The 15170-nt window shown below is 65.2% G+C and carries 14 protein-coding genes; 9 read left to right on the forward strand and 5 right to left on the reverse strand.

The features are described from left to right. Nucleotides 1–376, forward strand: a 376-nt coding sequence (locus tag ACXJKR_RS09240) for an NAD(P)/FAD-dependent oxidoreductase (protein ID WP_457322592.1), incomplete at its 5' end; no start/stop codon positions are given. Nucleotides 377–425: 49 nt separating this feature from the next. Here the strand turns inward: ACXJKR_RS09240 and ACXJKR_RS09245 are convergent. The 3 genes from ACXJKR_RS09245 to ACXJKR_RS09255 form a co-directional block, all read right to left on the reverse strand. Next, nucleotides 426–2387, reverse strand: a complete 1962-nt coding sequence (locus ACXJKR_RS09245; RefSeq protein WP_457322593.1) for an ATP-dependent nuclease — start codon at nt 2385–2387, stop codon at nt 426–428. Nucleotides 2388–2573: 186 nt separating this feature from the next. Next, on the reverse strand, nt 2574–2918 hold the full coding sequence (locus ACXJKR_RS09250; protein WP_457322594.1) for a hypothetical protein: 345 nt from the start codon (nt 2916–2918) through the stop codon (nt 2574–2576). A 210-nt stretch (nt 2919–3128) separates the two neighbouring features. Beyond that, nucleotides 3129–4136 carry a tripartite tricarboxylate transporter substrate binding protein gene (locus tag ACXJKR_RS09255; protein ID WP_457322595.1) on the reverse strand — a complete coding sequence of 336 codons (1008 nt, stop codon included), beginning with the start codon at nt 4134–4136 and terminating at the stop codon, nt 3129–3131. A gap of 359 nt (nt 4137–4495) precedes the next feature. Here ACXJKR_RS09255 and ACXJKR_RS09260 point away from each other — a divergent pair, with 359 nt between their 5' ends. The 3 genes from ACXJKR_RS09260 to ACXJKR_RS09270 are packed head-to-tail and all read left to right on the forward strand — an operon-like array spanning nt 4496 to nt 6554. Continuing rightward, on the forward strand, nt 4496–4957 hold the full coding sequence (locus ACXJKR_RS09260; RefSeq protein WP_457322596.1) for a VOC family protein: 462 nt from the start codon (nt 4496–4498) through the stop codon (nt 4955–4957). A 24-nt stretch (nt 4958–4981) separates the two neighbouring features. Continuing rightward, nucleotides 4982–5647, forward strand: coding sequence for an SDR family NAD(P)-dependent oxidoreductase (locus ACXJKR_RS09265; protein ID WP_457322597.1), 666 nt, complete (start codon nt 4982–4984; stop codon nt 5645–5647). 55 nt (nt 5648–5702) lie between these two features. Further along, nucleotides 5703–6554 (forward strand): oxidoreductase, encoded by an 852-nt coding sequence (locus ACXJKR_RS09270; RefSeq protein ID WP_457322598.1) that lies wholly within the window; start codon nt 5703–5705, stop codon nt 6552–6554. A gap of 200 nt (nt 6555–6754) precedes the next feature. On the opposite strand, the gene ACXJKR_RS09275 is transcribed toward ACXJKR_RS09270, so the two are convergent. Then, on the reverse strand, nt 6755–7987 hold the full coding sequence (locus tag ACXJKR_RS09275; RefSeq protein WP_457322599.1) for a hypothetical protein: 1233 nt from the start codon (nt 7985–7987) through the stop codon (nt 6755–6757). Between the two features lie 128 nt (nt 7988–8115). On the opposite strand from ACXJKR_RS09275, the gene ACXJKR_RS09280 reads away from it, so the two are divergent. Then, on the forward strand, nt 8116–9195 hold the full coding sequence (locus ACXJKR_RS09280) for a type IV toxin-antitoxin system AbiEi family antitoxin (RefSeq protein ID WP_457322600.1): 1080 nt from the start codon (nt 8116–8118) through the stop codon (nt 9193–9195). After that, the gene (locus ACXJKR_RS09285; RefSeq protein ID WP_457322601.1) at nt 9183–10052 is read left to right on the forward strand and encodes a nucleotidyl transferase AbiEii/AbiGii toxin family protein; all 870 of its coding nucleotides are present in this window, start codon (nt 9183–9185) and stop codon (nt 10050–10052) included. Before ACXJKR_RS09280 ends, ACXJKR_RS09285 begins: the two co-directional genes overlap by 13 nt. Nucleotides 10053–10086: 34 nt before the next feature. Here the strand turns inward: ACXJKR_RS09285 and ACXJKR_RS09290 are convergent, their stop codons facing one another. Then, nucleotides 10087–11280: an MFS transporter gene (locus tag ACXJKR_RS09290; protein WP_457322602.1), complete on the reverse strand. Its 1194-nt coding sequence runs from the start codon at nt 11278–11280 to the stop codon at nt 10087–10089. Here ACXJKR_RS09290 and ACXJKR_RS09295 point away from each other — a divergent pair. The 3 genes from ACXJKR_RS09295 to ACXJKR_RS09305 all read left to right on the forward strand — a co-directional run. Then, nucleotides 11240–12964: an aldehyde dehydrogenase family protein gene (locus ACXJKR_RS09295; RefSeq protein WP_457322603.1), complete on the forward strand. Its 1725-nt coding sequence runs from the start codon at nt 11240–11242 to the stop codon at nt 12962–12964. The genes ACXJKR_RS09290 and ACXJKR_RS09295 overlap by 41 nt on opposite strands. A 14-nt stretch (nt 12965–12978) precedes the next feature. Continuing rightward, a complete protein-coding gene (locus ACXJKR_RS09300) occupies nt 12979–14004 on the forward strand; it encodes an XdhC family protein (protein ID WP_457322604.1) in 1026 nt (341 codons plus the stop codon). 43 nt (nt 14005–14047) lie between these two features. Beyond that, the coding region (locus ACXJKR_RS09305; protein ID WP_457322605.1) for a low temperature requirement protein A at nt 14048–15170 on the forward strand (1123 nt) is incomplete at its 3' end.

Raw genomic sequence — 15170 nt, forward strand, 5'->3', positions numbered from 1 at the left:
GCGGGGAGACCGTGCGCTGGGCCTGCAGGGGGCCACCTGGCGTGATCGGCGTGATGGCAGCGCCTGGGACTGCGACGTCCGGCACCTGTTCCTGTTCATCGGCGCGGAGCCGGAGACGGACTGGCTGGAGGGGTGCGGCGTGGCCGTTGATTCGCACGGGTTCGTGCGAACCGGCTCGGAGGCCGTGGAGCCTTCAGCGGCACGGCCGCCAAGCCCGTTCGAGACCAGCGTTCCCGGGGTTTTTGCGGTTGGCGACGTGCGATCAGGCTCGATCAAGCGGGTCGGCGGCGCGATTGGTGAAGGCGCCGCGGTGGTGGCCATGATCCATCAGTACCTGTCGGCGGTGCGGCAGGTTGCCCGCACTGCCGCCGCCTAACCTTCCTTGAGACTTGCGGAAAACGGCCGGACCCGACTGGCGAGTCCTGTCACGCTTTGGGCGGCGGCCCCTTGAATCGGATGTGGTCTGCCTGCCCGTTGGTCTTTGCCCAGGCCTGGATGATCGTCCCAAGCCAGGTCAGGTAGTCGCCCGCACCAAGCGCACCATTGGGGAACGGCTCGTGCTGGCTCGACTTCATCAGGTCGGTCATCAGGGCCTGAACTTTCTGGGCCAGGGTGTCATCGCTGGCGACCAGGAGGTAGGTGTTCAGCGGCTTGTCCTTCGATTCCTCCTCGCCACCCAGCAGGCGCTCGAAGTCGGGGACGCTGACCCGGTGCCTGGCTGTCAGCCCGGCCTTGCGGGCAGCGAGAACGGCCTCGCGGATCTTCTGGTTCTCCGTCCACATGCCGTTCCGGTCTCCGTTCGACTTGAACGGCGGGTCGACGTCATGCACGATGCCGAAGTCGATCTTGAAGTGGGTCATGATCTTGATGAGCGGCACGAGGATCGCCTTGCCTCGGGCGCGGATGACCGTCACTTCATCCATGAGCCCATGCTTGCGCTCGATGATTGCCGACACGAACGCGGCGTGCTCGGTGTCTCCCTCGACGAGCACAGGGTAGGAGCCGAAGAAGATCTCGGAGAAGCTGGGGTCGATGTGCTGCAGAGCCTGCAAGCGCTTCTTGTCGTCGTTCTCGAACTTGAAGTTGATCTCGTCCGAACGATAGGTCTTGGGGGCCATGAGCGCCCCATCGTCCTCACCTTCGCGCTCCAGGCGAACGATGGTGGTGTGGTCCTCAAACGGGTTGACGAAGTGCGGCGAGTGGGTGGTCATGATGACCTGCCAGTCGGGTTGCTTCGCCAGCTCGTAGAGGTGCCGCTGCGCGRCTCGGGCCGCCATCGGGTGCAGGGCGTTCTCCGGCTCGTCGATCAGCAGCAAGTACCCAGGAAATGCGGGGTCGTCCTCGCTCTCGGGGATGTTTCCGTCTTCGTCGTGCGCCTTCAGCCGGGCGATCAACTCGGCGATGGTCTTGTCATGAGCCTGCAGGTCCGCTTCCTTGGCCTTGGCTCCCTTGTCAGCTTCCTTCTTCCTCTTGCCCTTGATCTCGTGGAGCTCCTTCTCCAGACGCTTCCTGTACTCGCCCCGGACTTCGTTGTCCCGGGACAGTTCGTTGTGCACCTGGAGCATCGACCAGAAGAGCGCGCGACGCGCACCGGTGCCCTGCTGATGAAGTGTGGTCTCGGTGTTGCCGTCCTGGACCGTGAGGCTGGAGCCCGCCTTGAGCAAGTCGGCGAGCTTGGGCGCGATCGGACTGGCGCCGACGTTGAGCTTCACGTCGAGTCGCGGAAAGACCTGCCTGAATCCCGCTGCCACCCGGCCCGAGATGCCGTTGAAGTGGGCCTGGTGAGCGCCGCTGAGCGATTTCACTCGGGTCGTCACGCCCGCAAGCGCGAGCGAAAGATCCGACGCCGGGTCGATCCGCTCCTTCTCAAGCCCGGCCACGAGCGGGCCGAGCGCGAGGGTCAACAGCATCTCTTCGGTCGTCGCCGCGTCATCCAGCGATCCGATGCGAAGGGGGCGAGGAAGCCTGGAGTTGAATACGGGATCGGCGCCTCCGGCCTTGCCGTCCTCGGCCCACGCGCCCTTGCCGTCGTCGCCGCCCCTGGGATCCCAGGTCGTGCGAACCTTCTGGTACTTTTCGCCAAGCCACTGCCAGCGGCTTTTGACGATGAGCAGGTCATCCTTCGCCTCTTTCCATCGGTCGTCGACGTTGCCGATGCCCTTGGGAATGTGGACTTCCAGCAGGACCTCCGACGGCTTGTCCGTCGGGGCATGCAGGCAGCGGTCCTTGTTCTCGTCGAACTGAGCTGTGCCCTTGGCCAGCTCGTAGGCCCGAAGGATGGTGGACTTGCCTGCGTTGTTCTTGCCGACCAGGCAGACCACGTTGTCCAGTCCGATTTCGACGCCCTCGTCGCCGATGCATCCGATGTTGCGCACCGTGATGCGCACAAGCTTGGATCGATTTACCACCGTCATTTTTTCTCCCTGTGTTAGCCGGTTATGTGGCTTTTCGTGAAGCGTAGCAGCGGTGCGGATCGCAGGCGAGGAGCTCGGCAAGTTGCCGACCAACGGACTCGAATTTGGTCTGCGAAGTCTTGCTGTTTTGTGGTCGGTGGGCCACAAGGACGCGAGGGCCTAAGAGGCTTCGTCTCCTGCGAGATCTTCGTCTGCCCACTGTCCGGCAGTCAGGGTCGAAGTGCGTTCGATCTCTTGCACCAGCGCGGCGAACTCGGTGGAGTGGCGAAGGCGCATGTACTCCGCGTGTGCCCGTTGATGCTGGTCGCTCGTGGTGTCCGCCTGGCCTTCAGGTGCGTGTCTCAGCAGGGCCGCCAGGCCGGACTGCTCCCAGATCCGATAGTCCGCAATGGCCTCCGCTCTCGAGGGCCGGGTGCGGGCCTGTCCGGTTGCAGGCCTGGACGCCACGGCAAAGGCCGCTGCGTGCGCAAGCGTCGACGACGGGCGTCCGCTCATCGTGCTCATGAAGGCTCCTTCTCGTGGCGACCGACAGGTCGGACTCACTGTTGCTGGTCACGGCGAAAGGGCGTTTTCGCGAGGATGACCATCACTGGAAGGCTAGGCGCGGGCGGGCGCTGTTGAATGCTTCAGTAGAACGATGGGAGGTCGGTCAAAAGTTGGATGCGACAGCGCTGCGGCCGCGGGGCGCCTTCGAAGCGGAGCCGGCAGCTCGCGTCATTGCGGCCGCAGGTTGATCGCTTGAGCCCAGGTACGGAATCGCACCATCTCGTCGGAATAGAACGATGCGGTTGCAGCCAGCGGCGACGCAGGTGCAGCCTGAGCGCCGGAAGCGGAGAGTGTTCGCGCGATCTCATCCGAGGCGATGGCCTCGCGCAACGCTGCATGCAGGCGCTGGACCTGCGGCTCGGGTACATCCTTGCGCACCAGGACCGCCGCCCAGACCGTGAACAGCAATCTCTCGCGCTGAMCCAGTGCGGTCTCGGAAACTGCCTGGGTGGCGGGAAGGGACGCCATCCGCTTGCCGTCCAGGACGGTCAGGGCTCGCATGTTTCCGGCGTGCAGCATCTCCGTCGGGAGGCCGACATTGGGAAGCACCGCAAAGTCGACCTGCTGCCCCACGAGATCCTGCACCAGGGGTGTCGTGCCCTTGTACGGAATGTGCAGGAAGGGGACGCCGGCGACCTTGCCCAGGTATTCGCCCACCATGTGGTACATCGAACCGTATCCGACGCTGCCCAGCGTGATGGGTGTGGCGCGCCGTTCGGCGGCGAGCGACACGAGTTCGTCCAGCGAGGCCACAGGCAGGTCCTTGCGAGCCATGATCACGAGCGGCACGTTCGTCACCGTCGCCAGCATGCGCATGTCTTCTGGGCGGTACTTCGCGAGGTGCATCGCCAGTGGTGCAAGGATCACCTCGTTGGGCGAGCCCATCAGCAACGTATTCCCATCAGCCGGTGCGGAGACCACGCGCTGGACGCCGAGCGTGCCTGCGGCGCCGCTCACGTTTTCGACGATGACGTTCTGCCCCAATACCCGTGCAAGGGTCGGTTGCATCGCGCGCGCCAAGGCGTCGGCGCCGCCGCCGGCGGGATAGGGCACCACGATCGTGAGCGGACGCGAGCCTGCAGGTTGCGCCTGTGCATGGACGTGCGCGAGCCTGAACAGAGAGAACGCGATCGCCAGCGTGAGGCTGACCGCGCGCCGCTTGTTGAATGACTTCACTGCATGTCCTCCTCTCATGTGTGGCTAGGCCGCAGCAACTGCTGCGCTGGGAGGGTAGCGAGCCACGCCGGATCGAGGTATCGGTCAGAAGGCTGATAGGGACTCCGCTAAGTGACTGAGCCCGAATGCGTCCCATGGGCAGCCAATGAGGGTGCCGCCGCTCCTATCGTTTCCTGGCTGTCTGCTTCGGGGCAGGCGTTGCAGTGACAGAGGGGAAGCGGGCCGAATTGTGAACTCCCGCTTCAGGGTTCAACGCGCTGGCGTCGATTCTCTTTRGGASGGTGCGTACCTACTCTTCRGTCACTCGYCAWGCACRSCGATGCAGCAAGGCGATCCACCYCCAACCTGAAGGAAACATCATGTCCGTCGTCAMCACGCCCGCCATCAACGCCAAGAGCCCCTTCGCCTCCATGAAGGGCCACCACGTCGCCGTGCGCGTCCCCAACTTCGACCAGGCCATCGCTTGGTACACCGAGAAGCTGGACTTCCGCGTCGTGCATCGCTGGCCCTATGCCGACCAGCAACTGGCCTACATCGCCCCCGCCACCGACGACGCCTTCTTCGTCGAGATCCTGGGCGGCGGCAACCCGCCCCCCATCCCCAAGTCGGTCTACTCGGACCTGGGTGACAGCCTGCGCCTGGCCGGCTACCACCACTTCTGCATCAACGTGGACGACATGGACGCCACCGTCGCCGAGCTGCGCAAGCGCGGCGTGACCATCGTCACCGAGCCCTTCGAGCTGCCCGTCATCGGCCGCCGCCTGGCCTTCATCGCCGACCCCTTCGGCAACCTTATCGAGCTGGCCCAGGTCGTCGCCTGAGCGCCGGTCTGAAGGAGCACAACCATGACCAAGACCCTGCTGACCATCGCCGCCGGCCCCGGCATGAGCCTGTCCACGGCCAAGCGCTTCCAGGCCGCGGGCTACCGCGTGGTGCTGGCCACCCGTGACCCCAAGGCCCTGCGCGAGCGCCTGGCCAAGAGCGGTCCGGTGGACTTTGAGTTCGACACCGTCGAGGCGTCCAATCCCAAGGACGTCGCCGCCCTGGTGGCCCGCCACGCCGACCAGCTCGCCGCCCTGCACTACAACGCGGGCGTGCTGCACTACAACGCCGCAGGCGTCCTGCAGCCGCGCAGGCTGGAAGACGAAACGGTGGACACGCTGGTCTCCGACATCCATGCCAACGTCACCAGCGCGCTGGCCGCCATCGGCCCGGCGGCTGATGCGATCGAGAAGAGCGGCGGCGGCACCATCCTGCTGACGGGTGGCGGCTTCGGCATCCAGCCCACGCCGGACTTCCTGTCGCTGAGCACGGGCAAGGCCGCGCTGCGCGGCGCCGCGAGCGCGCTGTTCGAGCCGATGAAGGCGCGCAACGTGCACATCGCCATGGTGTCCGTGAGCACGCTTGTGAGCCCCGGCTCCAGCAACGCCGAGGGCGTGGCTGACGCGTTCTGGGCCATGCACACCCAGCCTCGCGACGCCTGGACCTGGGAAACCGTCTTCACCGGCTGAGGTGCCTTCCGGGCCGGCACGGTCGGCTGGCCCGGCTGCGAAAGGGAGGGGACCCATGAAAGTCTGGTTCATCACTGGAACGTCGCGTGGCCTGGGGGCCGCGATCACGCAAGCTGCCTTGGGGGCGGGCGATGCCGTCGTCGCGACGGCGCRCAACGCCGAGGACATCCGGGTAGGGCAGAAAGGGCAGGATCGCCTGCTCACCCTTTCTCTGGACGTCACGCGCGAGGAGCAGGTCCGCGATGCGGTTGCCAAGGCCGTGGCGGTCTTCGGCCGCATCGACGTGCTGGTCAACAACGCTGGCCGGGGTCTGCTGGGTGCTGTTGAGGAGATCAACGCACTCGAAGCGGAGGATCTGTTTCGTACGAACGTCTTCGGCCTGTTGAACGTCGTCCGCGCCGTGCTGCCGCACATGCGTCAGCAGCGCAGTGGGTGGGTGGTCAACGTGTCGTCCGTCGGYGGCATCGCCGCATCGGCAGGCTGGGGGGTGTACTGCGCGACCAAGTTTGCGGTCGAGGCGATCAGCGAATCGATGGCCATCGAGCTGGCACCTCTGGGCATCCGGGCGACGGCGATTGAGCCAGGCTACTTCCGCACCGACTTTCTCGGCTCACGTTCGCTGGTCCGCGGCTCATGCCGTATCGACGACTACGACGATACCGTGGGACGAACGAGGGCCTTCGTCGACGCAGCGAATGGTCAGCAACCTGGCGATCCGGACAGACTCGCGCAGGCGCTGGTCTCGCTATCCGATCAGAAGGAATTGCCGCGCCGGTTGCCGTTCGGCTGTGACACGCTGCGGCGCATCGAGCTCGCGCGCGCGGCGCGCGAACAGGAAGTCGCCGCCTGGCGTCACGTGGCCCTTTCCACCGACTTTGTCCCGGAGGAAGTGGACGGAGAGCATTGAACTCTCCTTTTGTTCTCGTGGCCCGTGAGAGCGCCGTACATCGTGCGCCGCTTTGAGCGCTGTGCCGCAGCACGTATTTGTTTGTCTCCGCCACCTGTAACGGTGGATTCGGCCCTCTCCACGTGTGGTGGTCGAGGGCCTCTTCTTTTGTTGTTTGAAGCACCTGACCTGGTGATGCGGTTGCGCCTAGGTCGGCGCACTCAGGTCAGCAATGATCCGGTGACGGTGACTTCGTCGTAGCTGGCCAGTTTTCCATCCGCCACGAAGATCTCCAGCACCGTTCGGCGAGCAGCAAGAACTCCGACGTCGAAAAACATCTTCATGCCCAGCAGATAGCGGTCTCGGAACTCGTCGAACGTATAGCGCAGCAGGTGGATGTTCTCTACGTAGGTGCCCTCGTGGATGTTGAAGGACCCCACCAGGATTTCGACGTTGTCCGCACTCATGCCGCAGTAGAACTTGGCGTGGAAGTCCGTCTTGAAGAAGGCCTTCTTCTCATCGAGCGCCGCCAGCGTTGGGTTCAGAAGTCCCCAGCTCTTCAGGAACTCGATGTCGTCTTCGCTGTCCTTTGCCACCTCTTTCATCAGCCTGAACGTGGCTTTGCGGGTGATGACTGAGGTCTTGTTCGGGTCGGTGTACTTCAACACCCAGTTCCAGAGCTCGGGGATCTTCTTGCGCGCGCCAGGGTAGTTGAAGCCTATGAAGGGTGCTGCCAGCAGGACTGCGCTATGCATGGCCCGCCAGCGCAACAACAACTTCTCCAAGATGGTGATGCAGTCGTCTCGTGTGTAGATGCCGTCCACGTCGAGTGTGGGGGCCAGGCCCTCGGCGTCCACAAGCCAGTACTCGGAGGCTGCCCGCGCAACGCGTTCCGAGAATGGCCTGTAGAAGCGGACGCGATGTTGCGCGCCACATGCGCAGGTCGCCTTCAATCGAACGCTGATGCCTTCCGGTGGTCCGCCCCGCGTGGCGAGGTACCAGTTCAGGTAGCTGGAATGGCCCCGATTCGCTTCGGCCAGGCTTGCCGCGAGCACCGCATAGGCAACGTCCTCAAGGCCCCGCTTGCATGCTCCGCAGCGATAGAGCGGCCTGGATTGGAGGTCGTAGAACTCTTCCGGCTCGCCGTGCCGCAGCAGCATCAGCCGGTCGGGTTGCGGAAGGCTCGCCGTGACGCCATGCGCGGCCAGGACGTCGGCTTGGTTTCCCATCTCGTTGTCCCAGCTGTCCAGGATCGTCGCCCCCGAGTCGACCCTGGAGGCGTCGTCCGGATTCTTCACGCTGACCGGAAAGACATGGCTGCATTTGCCGCACTTGAGCACCCATCCGCCAGAATCGTTGATGCCGCCCGGCCATCGACCTACCGAGATGTGGATCGGATGTTGGCAAGCGGGGCCCGGGCACTTGACGACTTCCTCTCGATGCACGACGTCCATGGGGCGGCCTCCTTCGCCTCCGTTTATTTTTGGATTTTCACTCGAATTCCATATTTCAGTAGCTGCTGAAATTGAATTTTTTGGTGAAAGTCTTTCAGATATTTCACTGAACATGATATGTTCAGCGAATGTTGAAGTCCCCCGATCCAGTGAAAATCGAGCAGCAGGCCCTGGATCTGCTGTACGAGGTCTTGGGTGAGGTGCCTGGGGCCGAGCTCCTTGAGGTTCGCGCTGAGTCGTCAGCCAGGGAGTACGCCCCTGACTACCTTGTTCGCCTGGGATTCAACGGCGAACAACGGGTATTGGTGGTGGAGGTGAAGTCCAGTGGTCAGCCTCGGCATGTGCAGAGCGCCCTGTTCCAGCTGCAGCGCTACATGGAGGGGCAGCCGCCATCCGTCATCCCGGTGTTCGTTGCGCCATACCTGTCCGAAGCCGCGCGCGAGCTGTGCACCAAGAGCAACGTCGGCTACATGGACTTTGAGGGCAATGCCCTCATCACCTTTCCTGGCTTCTTCCTGTCGCGCAAGGTTGCGGGCAAGCCATCCGTCGAGCGGCGAGAGCTCCGCTCCCTGTTTAAGCCGAAGTCAGCTCAGGTGATGCGCACGATGATGCGTGACCCTGCCCGTGCGTGGAGGGTGGCTGACTTGGCCAAGGATTCGTTCGTGAGCCTGGGGCACGTCAGCAACGTGCGCAACAGTCTGCTCGATCGGGGATGGGCCGAGGTGTCTGAAGGAGGGCTGATCCTGTCGAACCCGGATGGCCTCCTGGATGCGTGGCGTGAGGAGTACGTGCCACCGGCGGGCGAGCGGCGGACGTTCTACACCACGCTGCATGGCAGCGCCTTCGAGGCTGCGCTGCGCGAGTACGGCGACGTTCTGGCGATGGACGGACTGGCAATCCTCGCCTCGTTCTCCGCGGCCAACTGGCTCGCACCGTACGCACGTACGGGTACCCACCACTTCTATGCGGACCAGGAGGGCGTCGACCGGATGCGAAAGCTCCTGAAGCTCACGACGCCCACGCGCGGCGAGAACGTCGTTGTCATCGAGCTGGACGACCCCGCGCTCTTCCAGGACTCGGTCGAGCCGACGGAGGGCATCCACTGCACAAGCCCCTTGCAGACCTACCTCGACCTGTGGGCCTCGGGAGAGCGCGGGCGCGAGGCCGCTGAACACCTTCGGCAAGAGAGGCTGCAGTGGCGGAAATGACCCCCAATGAGCCGCAGAGCGCCAATGACTACGACGAGCGGACGACGGCCGCGGTCAAGGCGGTCCTGATCGAGATCGGCCAGATCCTCGGAAGCTACAAGGGCAAATTCGCCGTCGTGGGTGGCGCAGTCCCGTGGCTGCTGCTCAAGAACGAGGTCATGCGCCACGTCGGCACGCTGGACATCGACCTGGGCCTCGATGCCGAAGCCCTGGGCGACGGCGAATAYGCCGACCTGGTCGAGTCGCTCATGGGCCGTGGCTACCACCAGCGAGAGCACCTCAAGCGCTTCCAGCTGGTGCGGCAGATCGAAGGGGCTGACGGCGGACCGCCCATCGATGTCATCGTCGATTTTCTGATGCCCAAGGACGCGGTGATCGTCAAGAACAAGCCGCCGCTGATCGATGACTTCGCGGTCCAGCGTGCCAGCGGTGCCGAGCTGGCGCTGCAGTACAACGAGCTGGTCGCGATCTCGGGCACGATGCCGGGCGGCGGAAGCAACACGGTCGAGATTGCCGTGTGCTCCATCCCGGCGCTCCTCGCGATGAAGGGGCACGCCATCGAAGGGCGCTACAAGCAGAAGGACGCCTACGACATCTACTACTGCGTTCGCAACTATGCCGACGGGATCGAGGCGCTCGCCGAGGCGTGCCGCCCGCTGCTCGAGCACAAGGCCGGCCTCGCCGGGTATCAATTCATCGCCGGCAAGTTCGACACGCCTGAGGGCTTCGGGCCGACCTGCGTCCGCAAGTTCGTCGAGGACAGCCAGGTGCTTGAAGACCGCACGCCGGATCAGTGGCAGCAGGATGCCTTCGGCCAGGTGGACGCCTGGCTCCGTGCACTGGGGCTGCGAGCCTAGGCGCCGCGCAACCCCTCGGTCCCGTCTTCTTGGTTCAAAGCCGAGTTGCGCTGCCTTGCGGCTCGTCGAAGGCCGTCCGGCGCGTCATCAGCAGGATGCCGGCGATGGCTGGACCGATGAGCGCAATGGCGAACGCCATCCGATAGCTGCCCGTCAGCTCGGCGATGGTGCCGAAGATCGGCGGGCCGACCACCACGCCCGCAAAAGTGCAAGCCAGGATGGCGCCGGTGGCGCGACCAGCAGTGCCGGCGGGTGCCTGGCGCGTGACTTCGGCCAGGAAGGTGCCGTTCCAACCGAGGGAGAACGCACTGATCGTGACGACGATTGCGGCAGGCAGCCAGGACGGCACGTCGCCAGCGAGCGCCGCCAGCACGCCCGCGCCGATCACCATGCCGACGGCGAGCACGATGAGCATCCGGACCGAACCCAGCCAGCGGTCCGCGATGGCGCCCCAGGCGATCCGTCCTGTCACGCCCGCGACCTGGGCCGCCGACATGGTGGCCCCAGCCGTCACCAGCGAATAGCCGAAGGACTCATGCAGGTAGGTTGTCATGTAGGAGCTCAGCGAGAGCTGGAAGGTCGACAGCCAGAACGAGGCAAAGGCGAGGGAATACAGCGTCCTGCGGCTGCAGATCAGCGACCACAGCTCGTGCATGGTGGCCAGGTTGACCGGGTGCGTGGGGTCTCGCTCGCGGTCGTAGGTGGCGCGCATGGGCTGCGACAGGACGGCGCATGCAATGCAGACGGCCGAGACCACCAGTAGGGCCGACTGCCAGTCCTGTCGGGCCACCAGCCATGGGATGACCAAGCCGGCTGCGGCGCCGCCCATCGGTACGCCCGTCTGCTTGATGGAGAAGATCAGCCCGCGGTGCTCGGCCGGCGTGCTCATGAACAGCCACTGGCTGCTCGCAGGGGTCACCGGTCCGTAGCCCAGGCCGATCAGCAGGGCGCCGAGCATTGCCGGCAGCAGGTTGCCGCTGGCCACCAGCGCCAGGCCGGCGCCGCACAGGACGAGGCAGATCTGGCTGACGCGCACGGGACCTAGCCGCTGCGTCAGCTCGCCGCCGCACAGCGACGACAGCACCGCCGCGAAATACAGCAGTGAGATGTAGTAGCCGATGGCCGCCTTGGGCAACTCGAAATGGCCGGTGATGGTCGCTCCGAGCACCGGGATCGCCAGCCCCGCCATGGATGCAAGCGCCTGGATCAGCGTGGTGGCAACCAGCACCAGGACGACGGTCCGGGACCGGGTCACCGCTTCGGTGTGGGGTAGGGCATGGGTGGGGACGCTCACGGCTCGCCTCGCGGGTGGTTTCTGTCGAGAAGCACTGTGCGCGTGGGCGCTATTGGCAGGGATAGCCACGAGTTGGACCGCCTCTCCGACTTTCGACGGATGTGAGGTGCGGCGCCGACGCGCAAAGTGGTTTGACAAGCCTGACGGGCGCTTCGCTTTCACCTTCCAAGGAGCCGACATGTCCTACCCGCGCACACTGAGCTATATCCACGGGGAATCCGTCGAGCCGACCGGCGGTCGCTACGCCGACAAGCCCAATCCCCGCACCACCGAGAAGATCAAGGAGGTGGCGCGAAGCCAGCCCTTGGACGTGGATCGCGCCGCGGCGTCATGCAACAACGCTTTCGCCGCCTGGCGCGACCTGCGGCCCAGCGTGCGGGGACGCCACCTGGTGGAGCTGGGCCGCGTCATCCGCCAGCACGAGCGAGAGCTGGGCGAGGCTGAGTCGCTGGAGACGGGCAAGCCCATGAAGGAGATGCCGGTCCTCATCGATCTGCTGGCGCAGTTCTTCGAGTACTACGGTGGCATCGTCAACGCGGACGATGGCGAGCTGATCAACGTCGGGCCGGCGTATCACACGTACACGATGCGCGACCCCTTCGGCGTGAYCGGCGTGATCCTGCCCTGGAACGCTCCCTTGCATCAGGCAGGACGCGCGATCGCTCCCGCGCTGGCGGTCGGCAACACGGTGCTTGCCAAGCCGTCCGAGCACACATCTGGCTCGCTGGCGCTGCTCGCGAAGCTGGCGGTTGAGAAGGCCGGCTTCCCGCCTGGCGTGTTCAACGTCATCGTGGGGCAGGGCTCGGTCATCGGTCCGGCCATGGTGGCGAACCCGCATGTGTGCAAGATCTCGCTCACGGGAAGCGTCCGCGCCGGGCAGGAGCTGGGCAGGATTGCTGCCGACCGCATCATGCCCCTGACGCTGGAGCTGGGTGGGAAGTCTGCCGACATCGTGTTCGAGGACGCGGACCTGGACGCGGCCGCGCCGGGTGCTGTCCGGGCTTTCACCTGGAACAGCGGCCAGTGGTGTGCTGCCGGCACCCGGCTGCTGGTGCAGGAGAGCATCCACGCCCAGTTCGTCGAGAAGTTTGTGGCTGCGGTGCGGCGGGTCAAGGTTGGACCCGAGTTCGACGCTGATGCAGGCCCCATCACCACAAAGGCGCAGTACGACAAGATCCTTAGCTACTTCGAGGTCGCGGAGCGCGAGGGACTGACGCCGCTGACCGGCGGGGGCATCCCGACTGACCCCCGGCTGCAGACAGGCTGGTTCCTGGAGCCCACGGTCTACGACAACGTCAGCAACGACCACACGCTGGCGCGCGAGGAGATCTTCGGCCCCGTGGTCGTGATCATCCCCTTCAAGACCGAGGAAGAGGCGATCCGCATCGCCAATGACTCCGACTTCGGGCTTTCCGCGGGCATCTGGAGCCGCGACATCGGGCGGGTGCATCGCGTCGCGGCGCGCATGCAGGCCGGCCGCATCGTCTGCAACGAGTACGGTGGCGGTTTTGTGCAGACGCCGTGCGGTGGGTTCAAGCAGAGCGGCTACGGTCGCGAGCAGGGCATGAACTCGCTGGCGGAATACACGCAGCTGAAGTCGGTCATCATCAAGCTTTGACGGCCGGGCGTGCAATGGAGAACATTGACGTACTGGTCCTCAGGTCCTTGCAGCGCTGGCGCGATGCGGGGCATCACGCCGTGCTCGTGACAGTGGTGCGCACCTGGGGATCCTCGCCGCGGCCGGTGGGCTCGGTCATGGCGCTGCGCGACGACGGCGCGGTCGTCGGCTCGGTCTCCGGCGGATGCATCGAGGACGACCTGATCCGTCGATTCGCGATGCCCCTGCACGGTGAGAAGCGCGAAGAGATGGAGGGGACGCCGCGCCTTCTCCGGTATGGCATCGGTGCCGACGAGGCACATCGGTTCGGGCTGCCCTGCGGCGGCACGCTCGAGCTGCTGCTGGAGTTCTCGCCGGATGCAGCTGAACTGACCAGGCTCGTCGAGCAGCTTGACGCAGGTCAGCTGGTCGAGCGGCGGGTCGGGCTCAGCGACGGGCGCGCCACGCACAGGCCAACAGCCGTTCCCACCGAGCTCTCCCTGTCGCCGGGGTCGCTGTCGGTGACCTTCGGGCCGGAGTACCGGATGCTGTTGATCGGTGGTGGCCAGCTGTCCGAGTACCTCGCGACGATGGCGCTGTTCAACGGGTTTCGCRTGCTGGTTTGCGACCCACGCGAAGAGCATCTGGTGAGCTGGAGCGTGCCCGGCGTCGAACTGGTGCGAGGCGTCATGCCGGATGACGCCGTGACAGCATTTCGTGCCGACCGACGCAGCTGCGTCATCGCCCTGACTCACGATCCCAAGCTCGACGACCTTGCCCTTCTCGAGGCTCTCGGTACCGAGGCGTTCTATGTGGGAGCCATCGGCAGCCGGCGCAACTGCGATGCTCGGCGGCAGCGCATGCAAGAGCACTTCGGCATCGACGACGAGATGCTCGCTCGCCTGCACGCACCGATCGGCCTCTACATCGGCAGCAAGACGCCTGCGGAGATTGCCGTGAGCGTGATGGCCGAAGTCATCGCGTTGCGCAACAACGTGCGATTGCCGGCAGAGCTGCAGGTCCGGGCAGCCAAGGAGCGMGACGATGCCAGGGCAGCTTGACGGCTCGTGGACCGGGCCGCGGGCCACTCACGAAGGACGGCTCGTGAGCCGCGACGACGGCCTCGCGGAGAGGCGGCATCGCATCGCGGTCGTGGCCGGCCGGGATCCGCACGAGCCGGGCCGCCGCACGACGTCGCTTGAGCTGCTCTACGACCTGGTGGTTGTCGTAGCGATCTTCCAGGCATCCAACGAGTTCGCGCACCTACTGGCCGAGGGACACGTCGCGACGGCAGTCGGCGCGTTCCTGTTCTCTATGTACGCGGTCCTCTGGGCGTGGGTCAACTTCTCGTGGTTCTCGTCAGCCTTCGACACCGATGATTGGCTGCACCGCGTCGCCACGATGGTGCAGATGGTCGGCGCGACGCTGGTGRCCATTGGCCTGCCCGCCGTCTTCCAGTCCATCGATGCCGGTACACATCTGGACAACCGCGTGGTCGTCAGCGGGTATGTGGTGATGCGGGCGGCGATGGTCCTGCAGTGGTTTCGCGCCGCCCGCCAGTCACCCAAGTACCGGGATGCCTGCATGGTGTACGTCTGGACCATCGTGACGGCCCAGGCCGGCTGGGTGGCGATGGCTTATGCACCCCTGACGCTGCCGCAGGGGGCCGCGGCCGGGCTGGCACTTCTGGTGCTTGAGGCGTTCGGCCCCTACTTCGCGGAGTCCCATCGAGGCGGCACGCCCTGGCATGCACACCACATCACCGAGCGCTACGGCCTGCTGGCCATCATCGCCCTGGGGGAGGGGATCTTCGGCACCGTGGCGTCACTCTCCGCAGTCGTGGGACCCGATGGCCTGTCGATGGATGCCTTCATGATTGCCGTGGCCGGCATTGGCCTCACCTTTGGGATGTGGTGGACCTACTTCCTGCTATCGGCCGGCGACATCCTGCATGCCAGGCGCGAGCGGGTCCACAAATGGGCGTTGGGCGGCATGCCGCTACTGGTCGCGATCGCCGCCACCGGCTCGGGCCTGCACGTCGCGGCCCTGGTCATTGAGCAAAAGGCCCATCTGGGAGCGACCGCCGCTGTTCTCGCGCTCACGATTCCCGTCGCGGCCTTCCTCATCTGCATCTACTGGCTGTACAGCGTGCTGTATGACGAGGTGCACCGCTTTCACATGCTGCTGTTCGCGATCACGCTGCTGGTCCTCGCCGCAGGGCCGGCCC

This window comes from Roseateles sp. P5_E11 (genome assembly GCF_054049355.1).